This is a genomic window from Candidatus Melainabacteria bacterium (assembly GCA_003963305.1).
Classification (GTDB): Bacteria; Cyanobacteriota; Vampirovibrionia; order Obscuribacterales; family Obscuribacteraceae; genus PALSA-1081.
This window is the reverse complement of the sequence record RXJR01000004.1, coordinates 147,903-162,355: the sequence shown is the minus strand read 5'-3', so window position 1 is coordinate 162,355 and position 14,453 is coordinate 147,903. Positions and strand designations below refer to the sequence as shown.

At 50.2% G+C, this 14,453-nt stretch carries 10 protein-coding genes; 4 read left to right on the top strand and 6 right to left on the bottom strand.

What is annotated here, in order from left to right:
* Nucleotide 1: 1 nt before the first annotated feature.
* Complete coding sequence (locus EKK48_04920; protein RTL44596.1) at nt 2–955, bottom strand: hypothetical protein; 954 nt, start codon at nt 953–955, stop codon at nt 2–4.
* Between the two features lie 142 nt (nt 956–1,097).
* Nucleotides 1,098–2,687, bottom strand: a complete 1,590-nt coding sequence (locus EKK48_04915) for a tetratricopeptide repeat protein (GenBank protein RTL44595.1) — start codon at nt 2,685–2,687, stop codon at nt 1,098–1,100.
* A 316-nt stretch (nt 2,688–3,003) separates the two neighbouring features.
* Here EKK48_04915 and EKK48_04910 point away from each other — a divergent pair, with 316 nt between their 5' ends.
* Nucleotides 3,004–4,065 carry a hypothetical protein gene (locus tag EKK48_04910; GenBank protein RTL44594.1) on the top strand — a complete coding sequence of 354 codons (1,062 nt, stop codon included), beginning with the start codon at nt 3,004–3,006 and terminating at the stop codon, nt 4,063–4,065.
* A gap of 35 nt (nt 4,066–4,100) precedes the next feature.
* On the opposite strand, the gene EKK48_04905 is transcribed toward EKK48_04910, so the two are convergent.
* Nucleotides 4,101–5,321, bottom strand: a complete 1,221-nt coding sequence (locus tag EKK48_04905) for a tetratricopeptide repeat protein (GenBank protein RTL44593.1) — start codon at nt 5,319–5,321, stop codon at nt 4,101–4,103.
* A gap of 190 nt (nt 5,322–5,511) precedes the next feature.
* Here EKK48_04905 and EKK48_04900 point away from each other — a divergent pair, with 190 nt between their 5' ends.
* A complete protein-coding gene (locus EKK48_04900; protein RTL44592.1) occupies nt 5,512–6,777 on the top strand; it encodes a glycosyltransferase in 1,266 nt (421 codons plus the stop codon).
* A gap of 22 nt (nt 6,778–6,799) precedes the next feature.
* On the opposite strand, the gene ppk1 is transcribed toward EKK48_04900, so the two are convergent.
* Both ppk1 and EKK48_04890 read right to left on the bottom strand, forming a co-directional pair.
* Nucleotides 6,800–8,989, bottom strand: a complete 2,190-nt coding sequence (gene ppk1 / locus EKK48_04895; GenBank protein ID RTL44591.1) for a polyphosphate kinase 1 — start codon at nt 8,987–8,989, stop codon at nt 6,800–6,802.
* Between the two features lie 54 nt (nt 8,990–9,043).
* Nucleotides 9,044–9,598, bottom strand: coding sequence for a DUF488 domain-containing protein (locus EKK48_04890; GenBank protein RTL44590.1), 555 nt, complete (start codon nt 9,596–9,598; stop codon nt 9,044–9,046).
* Between the two features lie 83 nt (nt 9,599–9,681).
* On the opposite strand from EKK48_04890, the gene EKK48_04885 reads away from it, so the two are divergent.
* Together EKK48_04885 and EKK48_04880 are read left to right on the top strand one after the other, a co-directional pair.
* A complete protein-coding gene (locus EKK48_04885) occupies nt 9,682–10,137 on the top strand; it encodes a hypothetical protein (protein RTL44589.1) in 456 nt (151 codons plus the stop codon).
* Nucleotides 10,138–10,450: 313 nt separating this feature from the next.
* A complete protein-coding gene (locus EKK48_04880; protein ID RTL44588.1) occupies nt 10,451–11,617 on the top strand; it encodes a DEAD/DEAH box helicase in 1,167 nt (388 codons plus the stop codon).
* A 1,061-nt stretch (nt 11,618–12,678) separates the two neighbouring features.
* Here EKK48_04880 and EKK48_04875 read toward each other — a convergent pair.
* Complete coding sequence (locus EKK48_04875; protein ID RTL44587.1) at nt 12,679–14,388, bottom strand: ABC-F family ATP-binding cassette domain-containing protein; 1,710 nt, start codon at nt 14,386–14,388, stop codon at nt 12,679–12,681.
* Nucleotides 14,389–14,453: the final 65 nt, after the last annotated feature.

Below are 14,453 nucleotides of genomic sequence, written 5' to 3'. Positions count from 1 at the left end.
ATCAAGCTAAACCCATAGCGCGTACCATCTGTTCGGCTTCGGCCATGTTCGCGTTTACTTTCCTTGCGTAATCGGCTCGATTGGCCGGACGTTGCGCTGCTGCCGCCATGGCGCCTGGATTGTTTGTGCGCCCGCGCTGGAAGTACGATAGAGCCACTTCGGCGTTGATTTGTGGATTGAATGCTTGATTCGGAGTTAAACGCGCTTCGGCAAGCTCGCCGCGACTGTTGAGTTGAAACAGACCGAAGCTGTGCCCGTTGTCGCCAACCGCTCTCGGATTGCCACCGCTCTCGACCAACATCGCTGCCACTGCCACCACAGGGTCGACTCCCAGCCGTCTGGCTACCTGCGCCACCACGCGAGCGCTCGACATGGCTTGCTCGGGATTGGCTCGGGTCGCACCGTCATAGGTATAAATACTGCGGTGTCCCGGACCGATATCTTGACGCGGGTGTCCAGAGTAGTTTTCGGGTCGGTAGTGTGAGTGATGATGGGAGCGAGAATGATGAGGATGCTGATGGAATTGCTGCGATGAGTGATATTGATCTTGCTGGTAGCGGTACTGCTCTTGCGGGTAGCGCTCTTGCGAGTAGCGATACTGTTCTTGCTGGTATCGATACTGCTCTTGCCTGTAGCGATATTGTTCTTGCTGTGAATATGGATTGTTGAATTCAATCTGTGCCTGTTCGTTGCGCGGGCGTTGATAGTAATTAGTTTCCGTGGAGCCGTAGCGTGACTGCCCGTAGGTCTGCGGTGGAATGACTCCGGCTATTTCGACCGGTGGCAGTGATGAATGGAAATGCTGGTAAACATGAACCATGGCTGCACGGTGCAAGTGTACAGACTCGCGAAATGCCATGTTTCCGAGTTCTATCTGGACGCCGAAACCCTGTTGACGTTCATAGCCTTGAGAGCCACCGTCGAATCTGTCTGGGTTGAAGTGATGATGTCGCATGGGAAACCTGGCGTGCCGAGGCAGAGCCGAGTGGCTCGGCCTTTTGGTAAGCGAAATTCACTGGGGTGCTTTCGCTCAACTATCATGCGCGCTAATTTTGACAATCCTGTGACATTGTTCTTCAGCTAAGGGTTTTCAGCCCTCAGTTAATGTCGGCTTTGCTTTCAGGTTTTGCTTCGATAGCTTCGGCACGCGCGTCCATTTTATCTGCGTCTGCCTCTTTGCCCATTTTGCGCAGCAGTATGGCGTAGTTCCGCAGGCTGGCGGCGACGCGTGAGTCATTGGCACCATATGTCTGTTCGCGCAGGGCTAGAGAACGCTTGTAGAGCGCTTCTGATTCAGGCAGTTTGCCTTCATCGCGATACAGTTTGGCTAAGTTGTTGAGAGAGTTGGCCAGTTCTCCTGGATGTTGCTTCTCATATTTTTCTTGAATTGTTATGGCGTCTTTGAATGATGGCTCTGCGTCAGTCAGCTTGCCTTGCTCGCGGTACAACAAAGCCAGGTCACTATGGTTTGCAGCCACTTCGGGATTGTCCGCACCAAGTGCCTTGGTGCGAATTGCTAGAGTGCGTTTCATCAGTGTTTCAGCGTCGGCAAATTTCCCTTGCTGTCGATAAAGTTCAGCCAGGTTTGAAAGGGCTATGGCCAGATTTGGATCATCCGGTCCCAGGCTCTTTTCGGTGATTTCGATGACCCGCTTCATGACCGGCTCAGCTTCTGTATCTTTCGCTTCGATGTTGAGCACGAGTGCCAGATTCGTCAGTATTGGCGCCAGAGTGTAAGAATCAGCGCCTTTCAATTTTTCTTCCAGCGCCGCAGCTTTCTTGTATGCTAGTTCAGCATCTGCATATTTGGCTTCTTCTTTATAAACTACGGCAAGATTGTTCAATGCTGTCACCACTGATGGTGAATCGGGTTCCACTTTCTGAACAATTTCAAGCACGCGTTTCAACAGGGGCTCAGCCTCTTCGAAGCGTCCTTCTTCACGGTAGACGCGGGCTAGATTACTTAGACTTGCTGCCGTCTCCTGGCTCTCAGCGCCGAACGCTTTTTCCCGGATTTTCAGGGCGCGATCGTATAAGCCTTCTGCCTCTTTAGTTTTGTTCTGCTCTCGATAGACGACTGCAAGATTGTTTAACGCGACAGCGACTGAGGGATTGTCCGGTCCGCTCAGTTTCTCGATTACTGCCACAACCCGCAGCAGAACTGGCTCAGCTTCCTTGTACTTAGCTGTTTCGCGATAAATGGCGGCAATCGAATTCAGATTCTTAGCCAGGTCGCCTGTTTCACCTTTGTCTGCTGATTCACGGATTTTCAAAGCCCGATTGTAGGTTGCCAGCGCATTTTCAGTATCGCCGCTGGATCTGTAGCACGAACCCATATTGTCCAGAATTGGCAAAAGGGCGGGGTCTACTCTGCCGACGGCTGCTTCTTTGGATACAAGCGCTTGCTTATACATATTCAGAGCTTCGGGTTTGTTTCCTTCTGCTTCGAATGTCGCAGCCAGACCGTTTAGCGCCGAGCCTACACGAGCATCATGTGCGCCGGCTGACTTAGCCAGAGAGACTGCTTTTGCATATAATTCTTCTGCATGCTTGAAGTCCTTGCTTTTGTAAGCCTTGTCAGCCTCCTCGAGTGTCCGGTTGAGCTCATTCCACGGCGCCTGCGCCTGAGCATAGTGAGCGCTGAACATCAAACAAAGAGTGGCGGCAATAACAAATTTGGATTTCATAATGACCCTGACTGAACCGGCTGACAGTTTATCAAGCGCCCAAAGTCAGGCACAACATGGAATTTTTAACCGATACCGGATTGTAAAACTGGTCTGTTTAACCGCAGTATACGCATATTAACAGCAGTGATTTCGGCGCGCCTTTTCAATTTATCCTGAGTGCTTGTAAAGAGTAGCTGTGCGGACTGCCGGCTCGATCTGGTTGCCAATAGACGAGAGCCGTTGTCGGCATTAGGGCTTGGATTCGTTTATCACTTGAGCTATCGATTATGATGAATAACTGTCTACGTTTATCAGTGCCCTTGAGTTGTGCCAGATGTCATTTAAAATGTTCTCGTTCTTCTTAGCTGCATTCAGCTTCTGCGTGAACCTTCAGCCAGGCGTGGCCCAGGTTACAGAAGAGCGCCTGGAGATTCGCAGAAACGACGCTATTCATCTGACTCGGGAGGCTCGCGCCCTCGCGAGGCAGGTTAAGCAGTTGAGTCGAGAAACTAAAAAGACCCTGGCTATGCAGTCTGAACAAGCCAGGCAAATTCTGGCGGCGCTTCCTGACGGCAACAAAAGGTTTGATCTTGAGGTGAAAGAGTCGACCAGAAAATCTGATGGTTCAAGCTCACGCCGAATTGTTTCTGATGAATCCAAGCCCATGTTGCAGAACTACACTGATCTGGTCGCGAAATACCACGCCGCGCTGGAGGCATATTTACAGCATCGAAAGGAAGTTCAAGCACATGCAGCGGCTTTTCATGAAGCAGCGCAGCAACAAAATTCGCAGTCGAACAATCAGCCGATGATGATTGCCGTGCCGACATTTGCACCGCTAGCGGTGCGTACACAGGATGCTTGTGAGGCTATGCAGCAGGCTGAAGCCGGTTTGCATGCACAGGAAGAAGAGTTGAATCAAGCCATTCAGTTGATGATGAATAATCGCAAAACTCTCAGCGCCGCTCAGTATTCGGCTCTCTGGAGTCAATCGCAGCAACGCGCCGCCGCATTGCAATCCGGCGCCAGTGGGTTTGATCAGAGCGTAGTCGCTAAGCAGCAGGCAATCAGCAACAACATGCATGTGAAAATGCAGGAAGCGATGCGTGACGGTGATTACGTTTTGAGCCAGCAAGTTTATGGTGACGAACAGCGCAGCTCAATGTTGATACATGAGGAAGTGAAACGCGCCACCAAGCACTCGCAGTTGGCTATGTTGTTTCTAAATCAGTTGCAGTCGCTCAGTCCGTACGGTCAGAGTAGCGCTGCGGGCAGCGCTTACTCGGGAAATCCGAATCAGTTCGCCGATGATGATCGTATGCTGGCTGCAGAATACGAACAGGTGCAGTCACTCTACAAACAGGTGCAAGAGGCTTCACCTCAGTTCCATAAGTGATTTGACCGCTCAAGCTATTAGAGCTATTCAGCAAGTTACCTGGCTTTCTTCAAATCTGCCATGACCCGCGCAGATTGCTTACCGTCGATTTTCTGATAGACTCCGGCACGCTCCTTGTAAGCGCCGCTGTATGACGGATTGAGCGAAATCACTTTGTTGTAGTCTGCAAGCGATTTCTCCAGCTGGTTTGCTTTCATGTACGCAGTGCCGCGATACTCGAAGTAATCGTAACTGTTTGGATAGCGGTCGCAGAGCACTGTGTAGTCTGCAATTGCTTTCGCGTAGTCCTTCAAATTTTCGTAAGCGGCACCGCGCTGTACGTATGGCCACGATTTCTCAGGTATAACGGCGATGATACGTGTGTAGTCCGCAACAGCTTCTTTGTGCTTGCCGGCTACGTCTTCCATTTTTGCTTTTGTCCCGAGTGCGTCAGCGTCTTTATTGAGCGCGAAAGCCTTTTCGAAATCGGCATAAGCTTTTGAGTCTTGCTTCAAAGACATGTAAGCGTAACCGCGATCGGCGTAAGCCTCTGCATAGTCAGGCTTGAGCTTAATTGCAGTATTCAGGTCTGTGACGGCTTTCTGGAAATTATCCATCCAGGAGTCTGTGCGACCTCGCAACAAGTAGGCCGTGGCATCGTTTGGATTGAGAGCAATGGCTCGATTCAACCAGAGAGCTGCCTTTGTTTGCATCTCTGAATCGATGAGCTTTTTGCCCATCTCAGTGCACTTGGTTGCTTCTTCCAACTTTTGTGCTGCACTCAAATTCTTCGCCAGTGGTGGCAATTTATATGGTGCTTTGTCAGCGGCGCGTATTGCTGCAACACGAGCGCGCAGTTTTTTTGCTTCTTCCTTTTTGCCGATTTTTTCCAGGAACCGGGCGTGTTCTTCGAGCGGATAACAGTATTGCATCTCGTCTAAAAGAGCGTTCTTTTGGACGGTGGCAAACTGCTCGTTGAAATATTGTTCGGCCAGATCGTTTTTACCCCAGTTTGCGTAAAACCAGGCTAGCGCATTCTGTTGCGCCGACAGGTTTAAGCCAAGAGCGTTCCTTTCGTCGAGGATCTTCTTGTATATAGCTTCTGCTTCGGCAAACTTGTGCTGTTTGTTCAGTTTGTCGGCTTTTTGCGTCGCTACCATCCACTCGCCACTTTTAACTTTCAGCTCTTCTTGCTGGGCGGGAGTCAGATCTGCACCAAAAGCTGCGGAAAACGATAGGCAGAGCGATATAGACAACGCTATTGATTTTAATTTCACGATTGCATTCCTTGTGCTGAAACCAAAAGGTCTACGGCATCCGTATGAAATTTAGTGGGAAAGGGTACATTTTAAGTGAAAGACGGGCACTAACGCAGTCTCTGAACAGACTATTAACTGTTGTTTGTAGTTACATGGCAACCCGATCGTACCGCAGACTGGTGCTAGTTTTACAAATTTGGAGCATACGATGTTCAATCGGGTTTTGATTCTTTCAGCGACGTCAGGTGCTGGTCACATTCGCTCCGCGCAGGCGATCGAGAAAGCTTTCCTCGAGGTTGGTGCAGCTCGTGAGGTCCGACATGTGGACTCGCTTGAGTATACGAGCTATGTTGTTCGCAACCTTTATTCCAAAACTTATATAGACATGGTCAACAAGGCCCCCGATCTGTTGGGATGGCTCTATGATGCTTCCGATAAACCGTGGAAAAATGAGCGTCGCCGTCTTGCCTTCGACAGGCTCAACACACGTCCTCTAGTGCGAATGATTAACGACTACAAGCCGGAAATTGTAATCTGCACTCATTTTCTTCCGGCAGAGATTATTTCGTGGCTGCTCTGTCGACAGAAAATTCAGACTCGACATGTAATAGTCGTCACCGACTTTGATGTCCACGCTTCCTGGTTGTGCAGGCACTACGATCAGTATTTCGCAGCCCTCGATGAAACGAAAGAGCATCTTGTCAGCATGGGTGTTCCGCGCGACAAGGTAAGCGTTTCAGGTATTCCAATCGATCCTGTTTTTGCGCATCTGAAAAATAAGATTGAAATGCGGAAAAAGTATGATCTGGATCTGGAGCGACCAACAATTTTGGTTTCTGCCGGTGGATTTGGTGTTGGACCGATGGAGGAGTTGCTCGAGTCTCTAGGACAGCTCAGGCATTCGGCTCAGGTTATTGCCATGTGCGGTCGAAATAAGGGGTTGAAAGAAAAGCTCGACGAGCAGTCTCGTTTTGCCAATGGAAATCTGATCGTTAAGGCTGTCGCCCACACAACTGCAATGGATGAATACATGGCGGCATCGGATATGGTGCTGGGAAAACCTGGCGGTTTGACTACGGCAGAAGCGCTCTCGAAGGGGCTCGTATTCGTTATTGTTAATCCCATTCCGGGGCAGGAAGAGCGCAATTCCGATCACCTTTTGGAAGAAGGTGTGGCGATTAGATGCAATAACTTGCCTGCGTTGGCTTATAAGATTGACAAACTTCTCGACGACTCTGAGCGCATGACACGAATGCATCAGGCTGCACTACGCCTCGCTCGTCCTCGCGCTGCTGAGGCCCTTGTCTATCGTCTGTTGGCTTTGCAGGCTGGTTCGAATTTCGCTTCGCAAGAGCACACAGACCCCAACCATCTATGCAAGACACCCAGGCTTGGAAAGATCTGGAAATCCGGAGGCGCTCTTGTGCTCGACGGACGACTCAAGTTCGCGCGTCGCCTTCTGAGAGGCTCTTAGTTTGACCGAGGTAATTCGCTGCTCAGGGTGATTCGCTGCGGCGATTTAAAAAAGACATCTGAGCGCTGATCGATTCAGGCGTTTTCAGTATGCTGCGCCTGTAGGTTCCATCACTCATCATGTAGCGGGCTTTAACCGAGTCGTTCAGATAGATGTGCAAGATGTCTTCTCTGATATGACGCGCCAGCCGAGGATCTTCGACTGGAAAGAGCACCTCGACTCGCCGGTCGAGATTCCGCGGCATCAAATCGGCACTGCCGAGGTAAATCTGCTCTGCTCCGCCGTTGCGGAAATAGAAGATACGACTGTGCTCGAGAAATCTTCCCACCACGCTTGTGACGTTGATGTTTTCGCTGATACCGGGAATTTTCGGGCGCAAGCAGCAGACGCCACGAACGATCAAGTCGATAATCACACCCGCTTGCGATGCTTCATACAGCAGCTTGATCAAGCCGTCGTCAACCAGAGCGTTAAACTTGAAGACGAGGTGTCCCTGTTCTCCGTTGCGTTGGTGTTCTATCTCTCGTTTGATCAGTGCCACCAGTCGTTCGCGCAAATTAATCGGAGCGACAAGAAGCTTGCGATAATCGCGTTTTGCAGAGTAACCGGTCAAATAGTTGAAGAGATCTGTGACATCGGAGCCGATTTCTTCATCGCAGGTAAGCAAACCCAGGTCTGTGTAAAGGTGCGCTGTGACTGGATTATAGTTACCCGTGCCCAGATGCACGTAGCGTCTGATCGACTCACCTTCTTTCCGCACAACCAGTGCTACTTTTGAGTGAATCTTCAGACCCTGCAGTCCGTATACAATGTGGACGCCTTCGCGTTCAAGGGCTTTCGCCCATTCGATGTTGCTCTCTTCGTCGAACCGCGCCTTCAACTCTACCAGCACAGCAACTTGCTTTCCGTTAGCCATAGCTTCCAGCAAAGCTTCGACGACCGGCGAATTTTTTCCGACCCGGTATAGAGTCATTTTGATCGCCAGCACCGACGGATCTTTAGCCGCTACATTGAGGAAATTCGTGATTGGTTGGAATGAATCGAACGGATGGTGAAGGAGAATATCTCTGCGTCGAATAGCGGAGAATGTGTCTTCTTCTTGCAAATCTGGATTCAAGACTGCCGGAATGTTAGGGAGAAAAGGAACATCTTTCAGATCAGGTCTGTCGAGCGACGAGATGAACTTCAAGCTGCTCAGTGGAAAGCGTCCTTGAATTTGATACACGTCTGTCGAATCAATTTCCAGATTGCTCATCAAAATTTCGAGAATGCGATCGGGCGTAGCCTCATCGACAGTCAGTTTAACTACGTCGCCAAAGCGGCGCTGACGAATTCCTTCTTCGGTTGTTTCGAGAAGATCCTCCGCTTCCCACTCTTGAATCTCCACTTCCGCGTCTCGTGTGACGTGGAATGGATGAAATTCGAGAACTTGCATACCAGGAAACAGGTGCTGCAAATGTGCGCTGATCAGTTCATCGAGCCACATGTAGCACTGCGGACGCACAGTCGATGGAATGCGGTGGGCGAGCAAAGACGGACGATCAATAGAAATCAATTGGGGCAGACTATCTGGAATTTTGACGCGAGCGAAACGTTCTTCGCCTTTGGTATCGCGGATCAATACAGCCAGATTCAAACTCAGGTTGGAGATATGGGGAAACGGATGCCCGGGGTCAAAGGCAAGCGGAGTTAAAACTGGAAATATGTTCTGCATGAAGTAGTTTTGCATCGAAATGCGCTGCTCTTCAGTCAGGTCAGGGTATTCGAGAATGCGGATGTCGGCTTTCTCGAGCTCAGGCATCAAGTTTTCGCGCAAGTAGTGATGCGCTTCGCCCATCAGCTTTGTTACTTCCTCTTTTACGGCTTTGAGCTGGTCAGCGGGAAGCAGTCCATCCGGCCCGGCGCTGACTGTGCCGGCTTCGATCTGGCGTTTCAATCCGGCGACGCGCACCATGAAAAACTCGTCCAGGTTTGAACCAACGATTGATAAAAATTTGAATCGTTCTAAAAGTGGGTTGCTTATGTCCTGTGCTTCTTCCAGCACGCGACTTTGAAACTCGAGCAGGCTCAGCTCTCGATTGAAATAAAGACTTGCATCGTCTAGCGAAGGCACTGCAACAGCCGCGGCCTCAATTGGGGCTTGATTCGAGGGGTTTGTTGTCAGTAGCGAGAGTTCGTTCTCAGCAGACTTGGAAGTGTGTTGCGAAACCATAGATTAGATTGTCTACCTGATTAGGCACAATTGGCAACCCCTTGGAATATTAGTTTAAGCGCCCCCGAGGCTTCCAGAATCGAACAAGCTCAACTGGAGCGACTCTTCGACAGGATTTTCCAAGTTTTCTAAATCGCTCTCAGATTGCACTTGACCACCGGCTCTGATGTGCAGCAGTTCGAGCTGTTGCTGCTTCAGTGCTGGTCCAAGCAGGTGGCGTCTGTGGCAGCCAGCCGGGTTCTCTTCGCCGCACATAAGAGCGATGGTGTGCGTGCGCGCGCCTCGCACAAGCCTTGCGATCGCCTCTTGAAACTCCTTTGTGTTCGCCACTCTGGCGTACACAAGGTTGCCATCCAGGTCGTAGAACTCCTGCCCTTTCGGCATTCCACCCAGCTCTTTGCCCAGATAGAGATATTTTATCGACGCGTTTTTGAGAGCGGGCTGTATCGTGTCGTAGTTGAAGTGTGTGGCATATTTGCTGAACGGATAAGAACGAACGTCAACAACAACCTGAATATTGTGTTCTTTCAGAAGTTCTATAAACTTGTCTATCGGAACATTGGAATGTCCGATTGAGTACAAGCAGTTGAATATTGCAGCTTCGCTCATGGCTAATTAAGTTAACATATCCATTGGACCAGGTTGGTGCCTGCCTTTCAGACTTAAGAAACGATGATGATGCGGAAGTAGCGATGACGTTTTCTGAACTATTGAATATTGCAGGCGGCATGCTCTCGCTCGATGGTTGGATACTTGCTGCATATATGTTTTGTGTTGGAATCACGGCCTCCTTGCTTGGCTTGAACAAAGTGCATGGACAGTTTTTCTTGCTCTGGTTTTTTGGACTGCTGGCGGCCTTCCTTGCACCTTCCTACCGCGATGTGGTTATCGAAGCGCACTTCCCTTACGTTTTCATATTTTGCTTTGGTGTCGTCGGCGTTGGACTGGCTCTGGCGGGCTTTGTGGCAATCTGTCTATCGCCGGCTATCTTTGCTTTTCTTTCCAAGTTAAAGGGGAAATGGTGGTTGCTTACTGCAAACATTGCCATGGTCTTTCCTTTTGGACCGGTCATTCTCTTTGTTTTCGTTTTAAGGGAGTACAAGAAATCGCTTGCCACTATGGCCGGTGAGATTGTGCAGTCGGCCTGAACGAGACCTGAAAGTGAAATAGTGGATTGGAAGATTTCTTGGCTTCCTTAACATTTCGACGTCTGGTGACTGTAGTTAGCCGATTGTGAACGCCCCAATAGATGAGCCTTTCCGGCTTTCTTTTGACATCCGTGTCAATTTATGACATAATTTCGTAGATTGTTCGTTGACGCTGAGCTATGGGCGTCGGTTGGACGACTTGCGATACCTGTGCTGTGAGCCGGGTAGCCAGAGTGCAAGAGGCTTCTTATCAAAGCCATTACCTACACCAAGAAGAATCGGCTATTGAGCCTGTTAAACCAAGGATTGAACATTGACGAAATTTATCGAGCTTGGATTGTCCAAGCCATGTGTGCTTGCGCTCGCGCAGGCTGGAATTACTGAACCGACCGAAATTCAAGAAAAATCTATTCCCCTCATCTTCGAAGGACGCGATGTAATGGCTTCCGCCCAGACTGGTTCTGGGAAAACAGCCGCATACGCGTTGCCTGTAATTGAATGTCTGGAGCAGCCTGAGACCAAGCCGAGAGCGCTTGTGCTTGTGCCTACTCGTGAGCTGGCACTGCAAGTGATGGAGCAGTTCACCCGCTTCAGCAACCACTGTGCGCTCAGGGCAGTAACCCTGTACGGTGGCACTGGTTATGAAACTCAGACGAGAGCCTTGAAACGGGGTGTCGACGTAATCGTTGCGACACCAGGCCGGCTCTACGATCACATCGAGCGTAAAAATTGCGATTTATCCCAAATTGAAATCTTTGTCCTTGATGAAGCCGATCGCTTGCTGGACATGGGCTTTATGCCCCAGGTAAGGAAAATCATTGCCAAAATAAGCAAGGAACGTCAGACGCTGATGTTTTCTGCCACAATCGATGCGCGCATCGAGCGCATCGCCGCAGATTTCATGCAAGATCCCGTTGCTGTTCGAGTCAATCCTACCCAGGTAGAACCGAAAGAAATCGAGCAGGAGATTATGTATGTGACTGAATTCTCCAAAGACGCTTTACTGGCAAAGCTGGTCGTTGAACATCAGATGAGTTCTGCCATCGTCTTCACCAGAACGCGTCGTCGTGCCGGTTGGGTAACAGACAGGCTGAAGGACGCAGGCATCAAGGCCGAAGAAATTCATAGTGATATCAGTCAGAGTCAACGTGAACGAACACTGGAAAATTTCCGCAACGGTAAGTTCCCAATTCTTGTTGCTACAGACGTAGCTGCTCGTGGACTTGATATTCCTGCTATCACGCACGTTATCAACTACGATTTACCTGATTCGCCTGATGATTATGTTCATCGCATTGGAAGAACTGGACGCGCCGGTCGAACCGGTGTCGCTTTCTCTTTCATTAGTGATGAGCAGCGTCACATGGTGCGTGACATCGAGAAGCGCATCGGCAAGAGCCTCGATCCGAGTGCGGATAGTCGCAAAACTGTTTCTGCTGCGCCACGTTTGAGCAAGCCGAGACGCCGTCGAGTCATGTAGTTCGTTCGACTAGAACGGATTGTTTGGATCGATTTTGCGCAGTGGATCGCTCACATCTAAACGGTTGAGCGGCTGCGACGGTTGTGTCTGCTGGAATGAGCGCATAGGCTGAGCCTGTTGGAATGACTGCATAGGCTGTGCTTGTTGGAATGACTGCGTAGGCTGTGCTTGCTGGAATGACTGCATAGGCTGCGCTTGCTGGAATGACTGCGTAGGCTGCTGTGCAGGGGTGATCGCCTGCACTTGTTTAGCCAGACCTTCCATGTTGTGTGTGCGCAAGTATTGGTTGAGTGACGCAGCTAAATCCACGCCCTGCTTAAAGGCCACTGGTCGAAAGTTCGCGATGCGCTCATAGTGACTGATCATGGCGCCATCACGCTTGGGCTGTCCCTGATATGAAAATACTCGATTTGAGCTGAGCGCATCCATGCGGTTGGGTCCACCAGCCAGTGCATAGTGAGTTAGTGATTCTTGCTGAAAAACATCAGTAACCTGCCTTCCCAGGGACTCTTTAACAATATAGTGGGTGCGAGTGGCGAGATTTTCTGGTGTCGCTTCAATCACTTTCAGGTTGTATATCAGGAAGGAAACATTTTTTCCCTGCGACTCTCCATCTCTTTCCGATGGAATGAAATGAGCGTGCCAGATGTTACCCTGACTGTCAGTTTGGAACCCCCAGGTGACAGTCATGCGATCTTCGATAAATTCGTTCACCGGTGAGGTTATGCCTGTTCTTAGGTCTGTAACCGTTTTCGTCAGATCACCGTTTTTTGTCCATTGACCGGCCATCCAGCGCGGAATCGGGAACCATTCGATGGCGGGATTTTGCACGGTCGCACGAGCCGACCCGCCAATTGTCGGCGAAATGGCTTCGGGCTGGCTTTGCTGTGGTTGAGGCTGTGCTTGTTGTGGCGGTGCTGATGCCACTGGGTCAACGGCCGGTAAGACATCAGAGTGACTGACGCCACCAAATAGGGTGGCAGCAAATGCACCACTGCTGCTATTGCAAAATGCAAAACCGACTATTGCAAGCCAGGTGGTGATTCTCTGATTGTGGGATCTCATTTTTTACCTTTTTTAGCGTTCTTCTCGGCTTGTTTAGCTCGCTTAGCAGCGTCTTTCGCTGCCTTCTCTGCAGCTGCCCTGGCTGCATCCGCCTTCTCTTTTTCTGCCGCTATCCGATCCAGATAGTATTCGTAGTTGCCGTGATAAACGACGAAGTGGTTATCTCTTACCTCTACGATTTTGGTTGCTACTTGCGAGATGAAATAACGGTCGTGAGATACGATTATAGCGGTGCCGTCGAAATCGCGTAAGGCTTGTTCCAGCGTTTCTTTAGCCGGAATGTCCAGATGGTTTGTTGGTTCATCGAGCAAAAGAAAGTTGTTTGCTCCAAGAAGCATTTGAGCCATGGCCAGACGTGCCTTTTCTCCACCGCTGAGTGACTCAACTCTTTTGTAAACAGAGTCTCCAGAGAACAAGAATCGACCAAGCAAGCCACGAATCTCGGTAGTTTTCCAGTCCGGCACTTGCTGCGCGATTGTCTCCAGAACGGTTTTGCTCAAGTCCAGAGCCTCAGCCTGATTCTGCTCGAAATAGGCCATATTGATGTTGTGATCGCCAAGCGTGACGAAACCGTCGATTGGTTTTTCTCGTTGTGCAACTAATCTCAGGAAAGTCGACTTGCCGCAACCGTTCGGACCGAGGATAGCGATTTTGTCGCCCCGCTCGACGTGCAGGTTTGCGTCCATGAAAATTATATTGTCGTCGTAAACGTGCATGAGATTTTTCACGCTGACGACATTTCTTCCACTGCGAGTGCCTGCTGGAAAGCGGAAGTGCAAAGTTCGTTCTTCGCTGTCTGGTTCATCGACCAGTTCCACCTTCTCCAGCTGTTTTTCTCGGCTTTTGGCCTGTGTGCTTCGTGTGGCGCTAGCGCGAAAACGGTCTACGAATTGCTGCTGGCGCTCCAACTCTTTTTGCTGGCGTTCAAATGTGGCCAGTTGCGCCTCTCTATTGAACTCGCGCTGCTCCAGGTAGGAAGTGTAGTTGCCCAGGTAGTGAGTGGCCTCTCCCCGTTCCATCTCGATGATGCTCGTGCAAAGCCGGTCGAGGAAATAGCGGTCATGCGAAACAATTACCATCGGCGTTGTTTGTTCGCGCAGATACTTTTCCAACCATTCGATTGTTTCAAGATCGATGTGGTTTGTTGGTTCGTCGAGCAGCAGAATGTCGGGTTTTGTCAGTAGAACTCGACCGAGGTTCATACGCATCTGCCAGCCGCCGCTGAACTCGCCTACCAGCCGGTCGCCGTCTCCAGGGGTGAATCCCATGTCGGCGATCATCTTCTCGACCTGAGAATCCATCGCGTATCCATTCTTCGCTTCAAAGCTGCGTTGCAGATCATCCATACGCTTGAGCAGCTGGTCTAGTTCATCGCCTTGCGCTGTTTCCATTTTCTTGTGAACAACGGCTAGTTTGGCGAGAATGTCGTTCAACTCCACGAATGCGCTGGCAAATGCATCACGTACGAGCGAGGTTTGCGGAATCTCGAATTCTTGCGTCAGGTAACCGATTCGAAGCTTATCCGATTTAATGACTCGACCGGAGGTCGGTTCCATTTCACCCATGATGATTTTCAGCTGGGTCGATTTCCCACCGCCGTTTGGACCAACGAGTCCGGCTCTGTCACCGGGTTTTAGTTCCCATGTGACGTCTCTCAATACTTCGCCGTGAGGGAAGATTTTGCAAATTCGTTCTAAGCGGAGCATGGAGTTTCCTGTTGATTCCTGGCGAAAAGACTGCAGCTCATCATTTTACCGATATTTCGGGCATC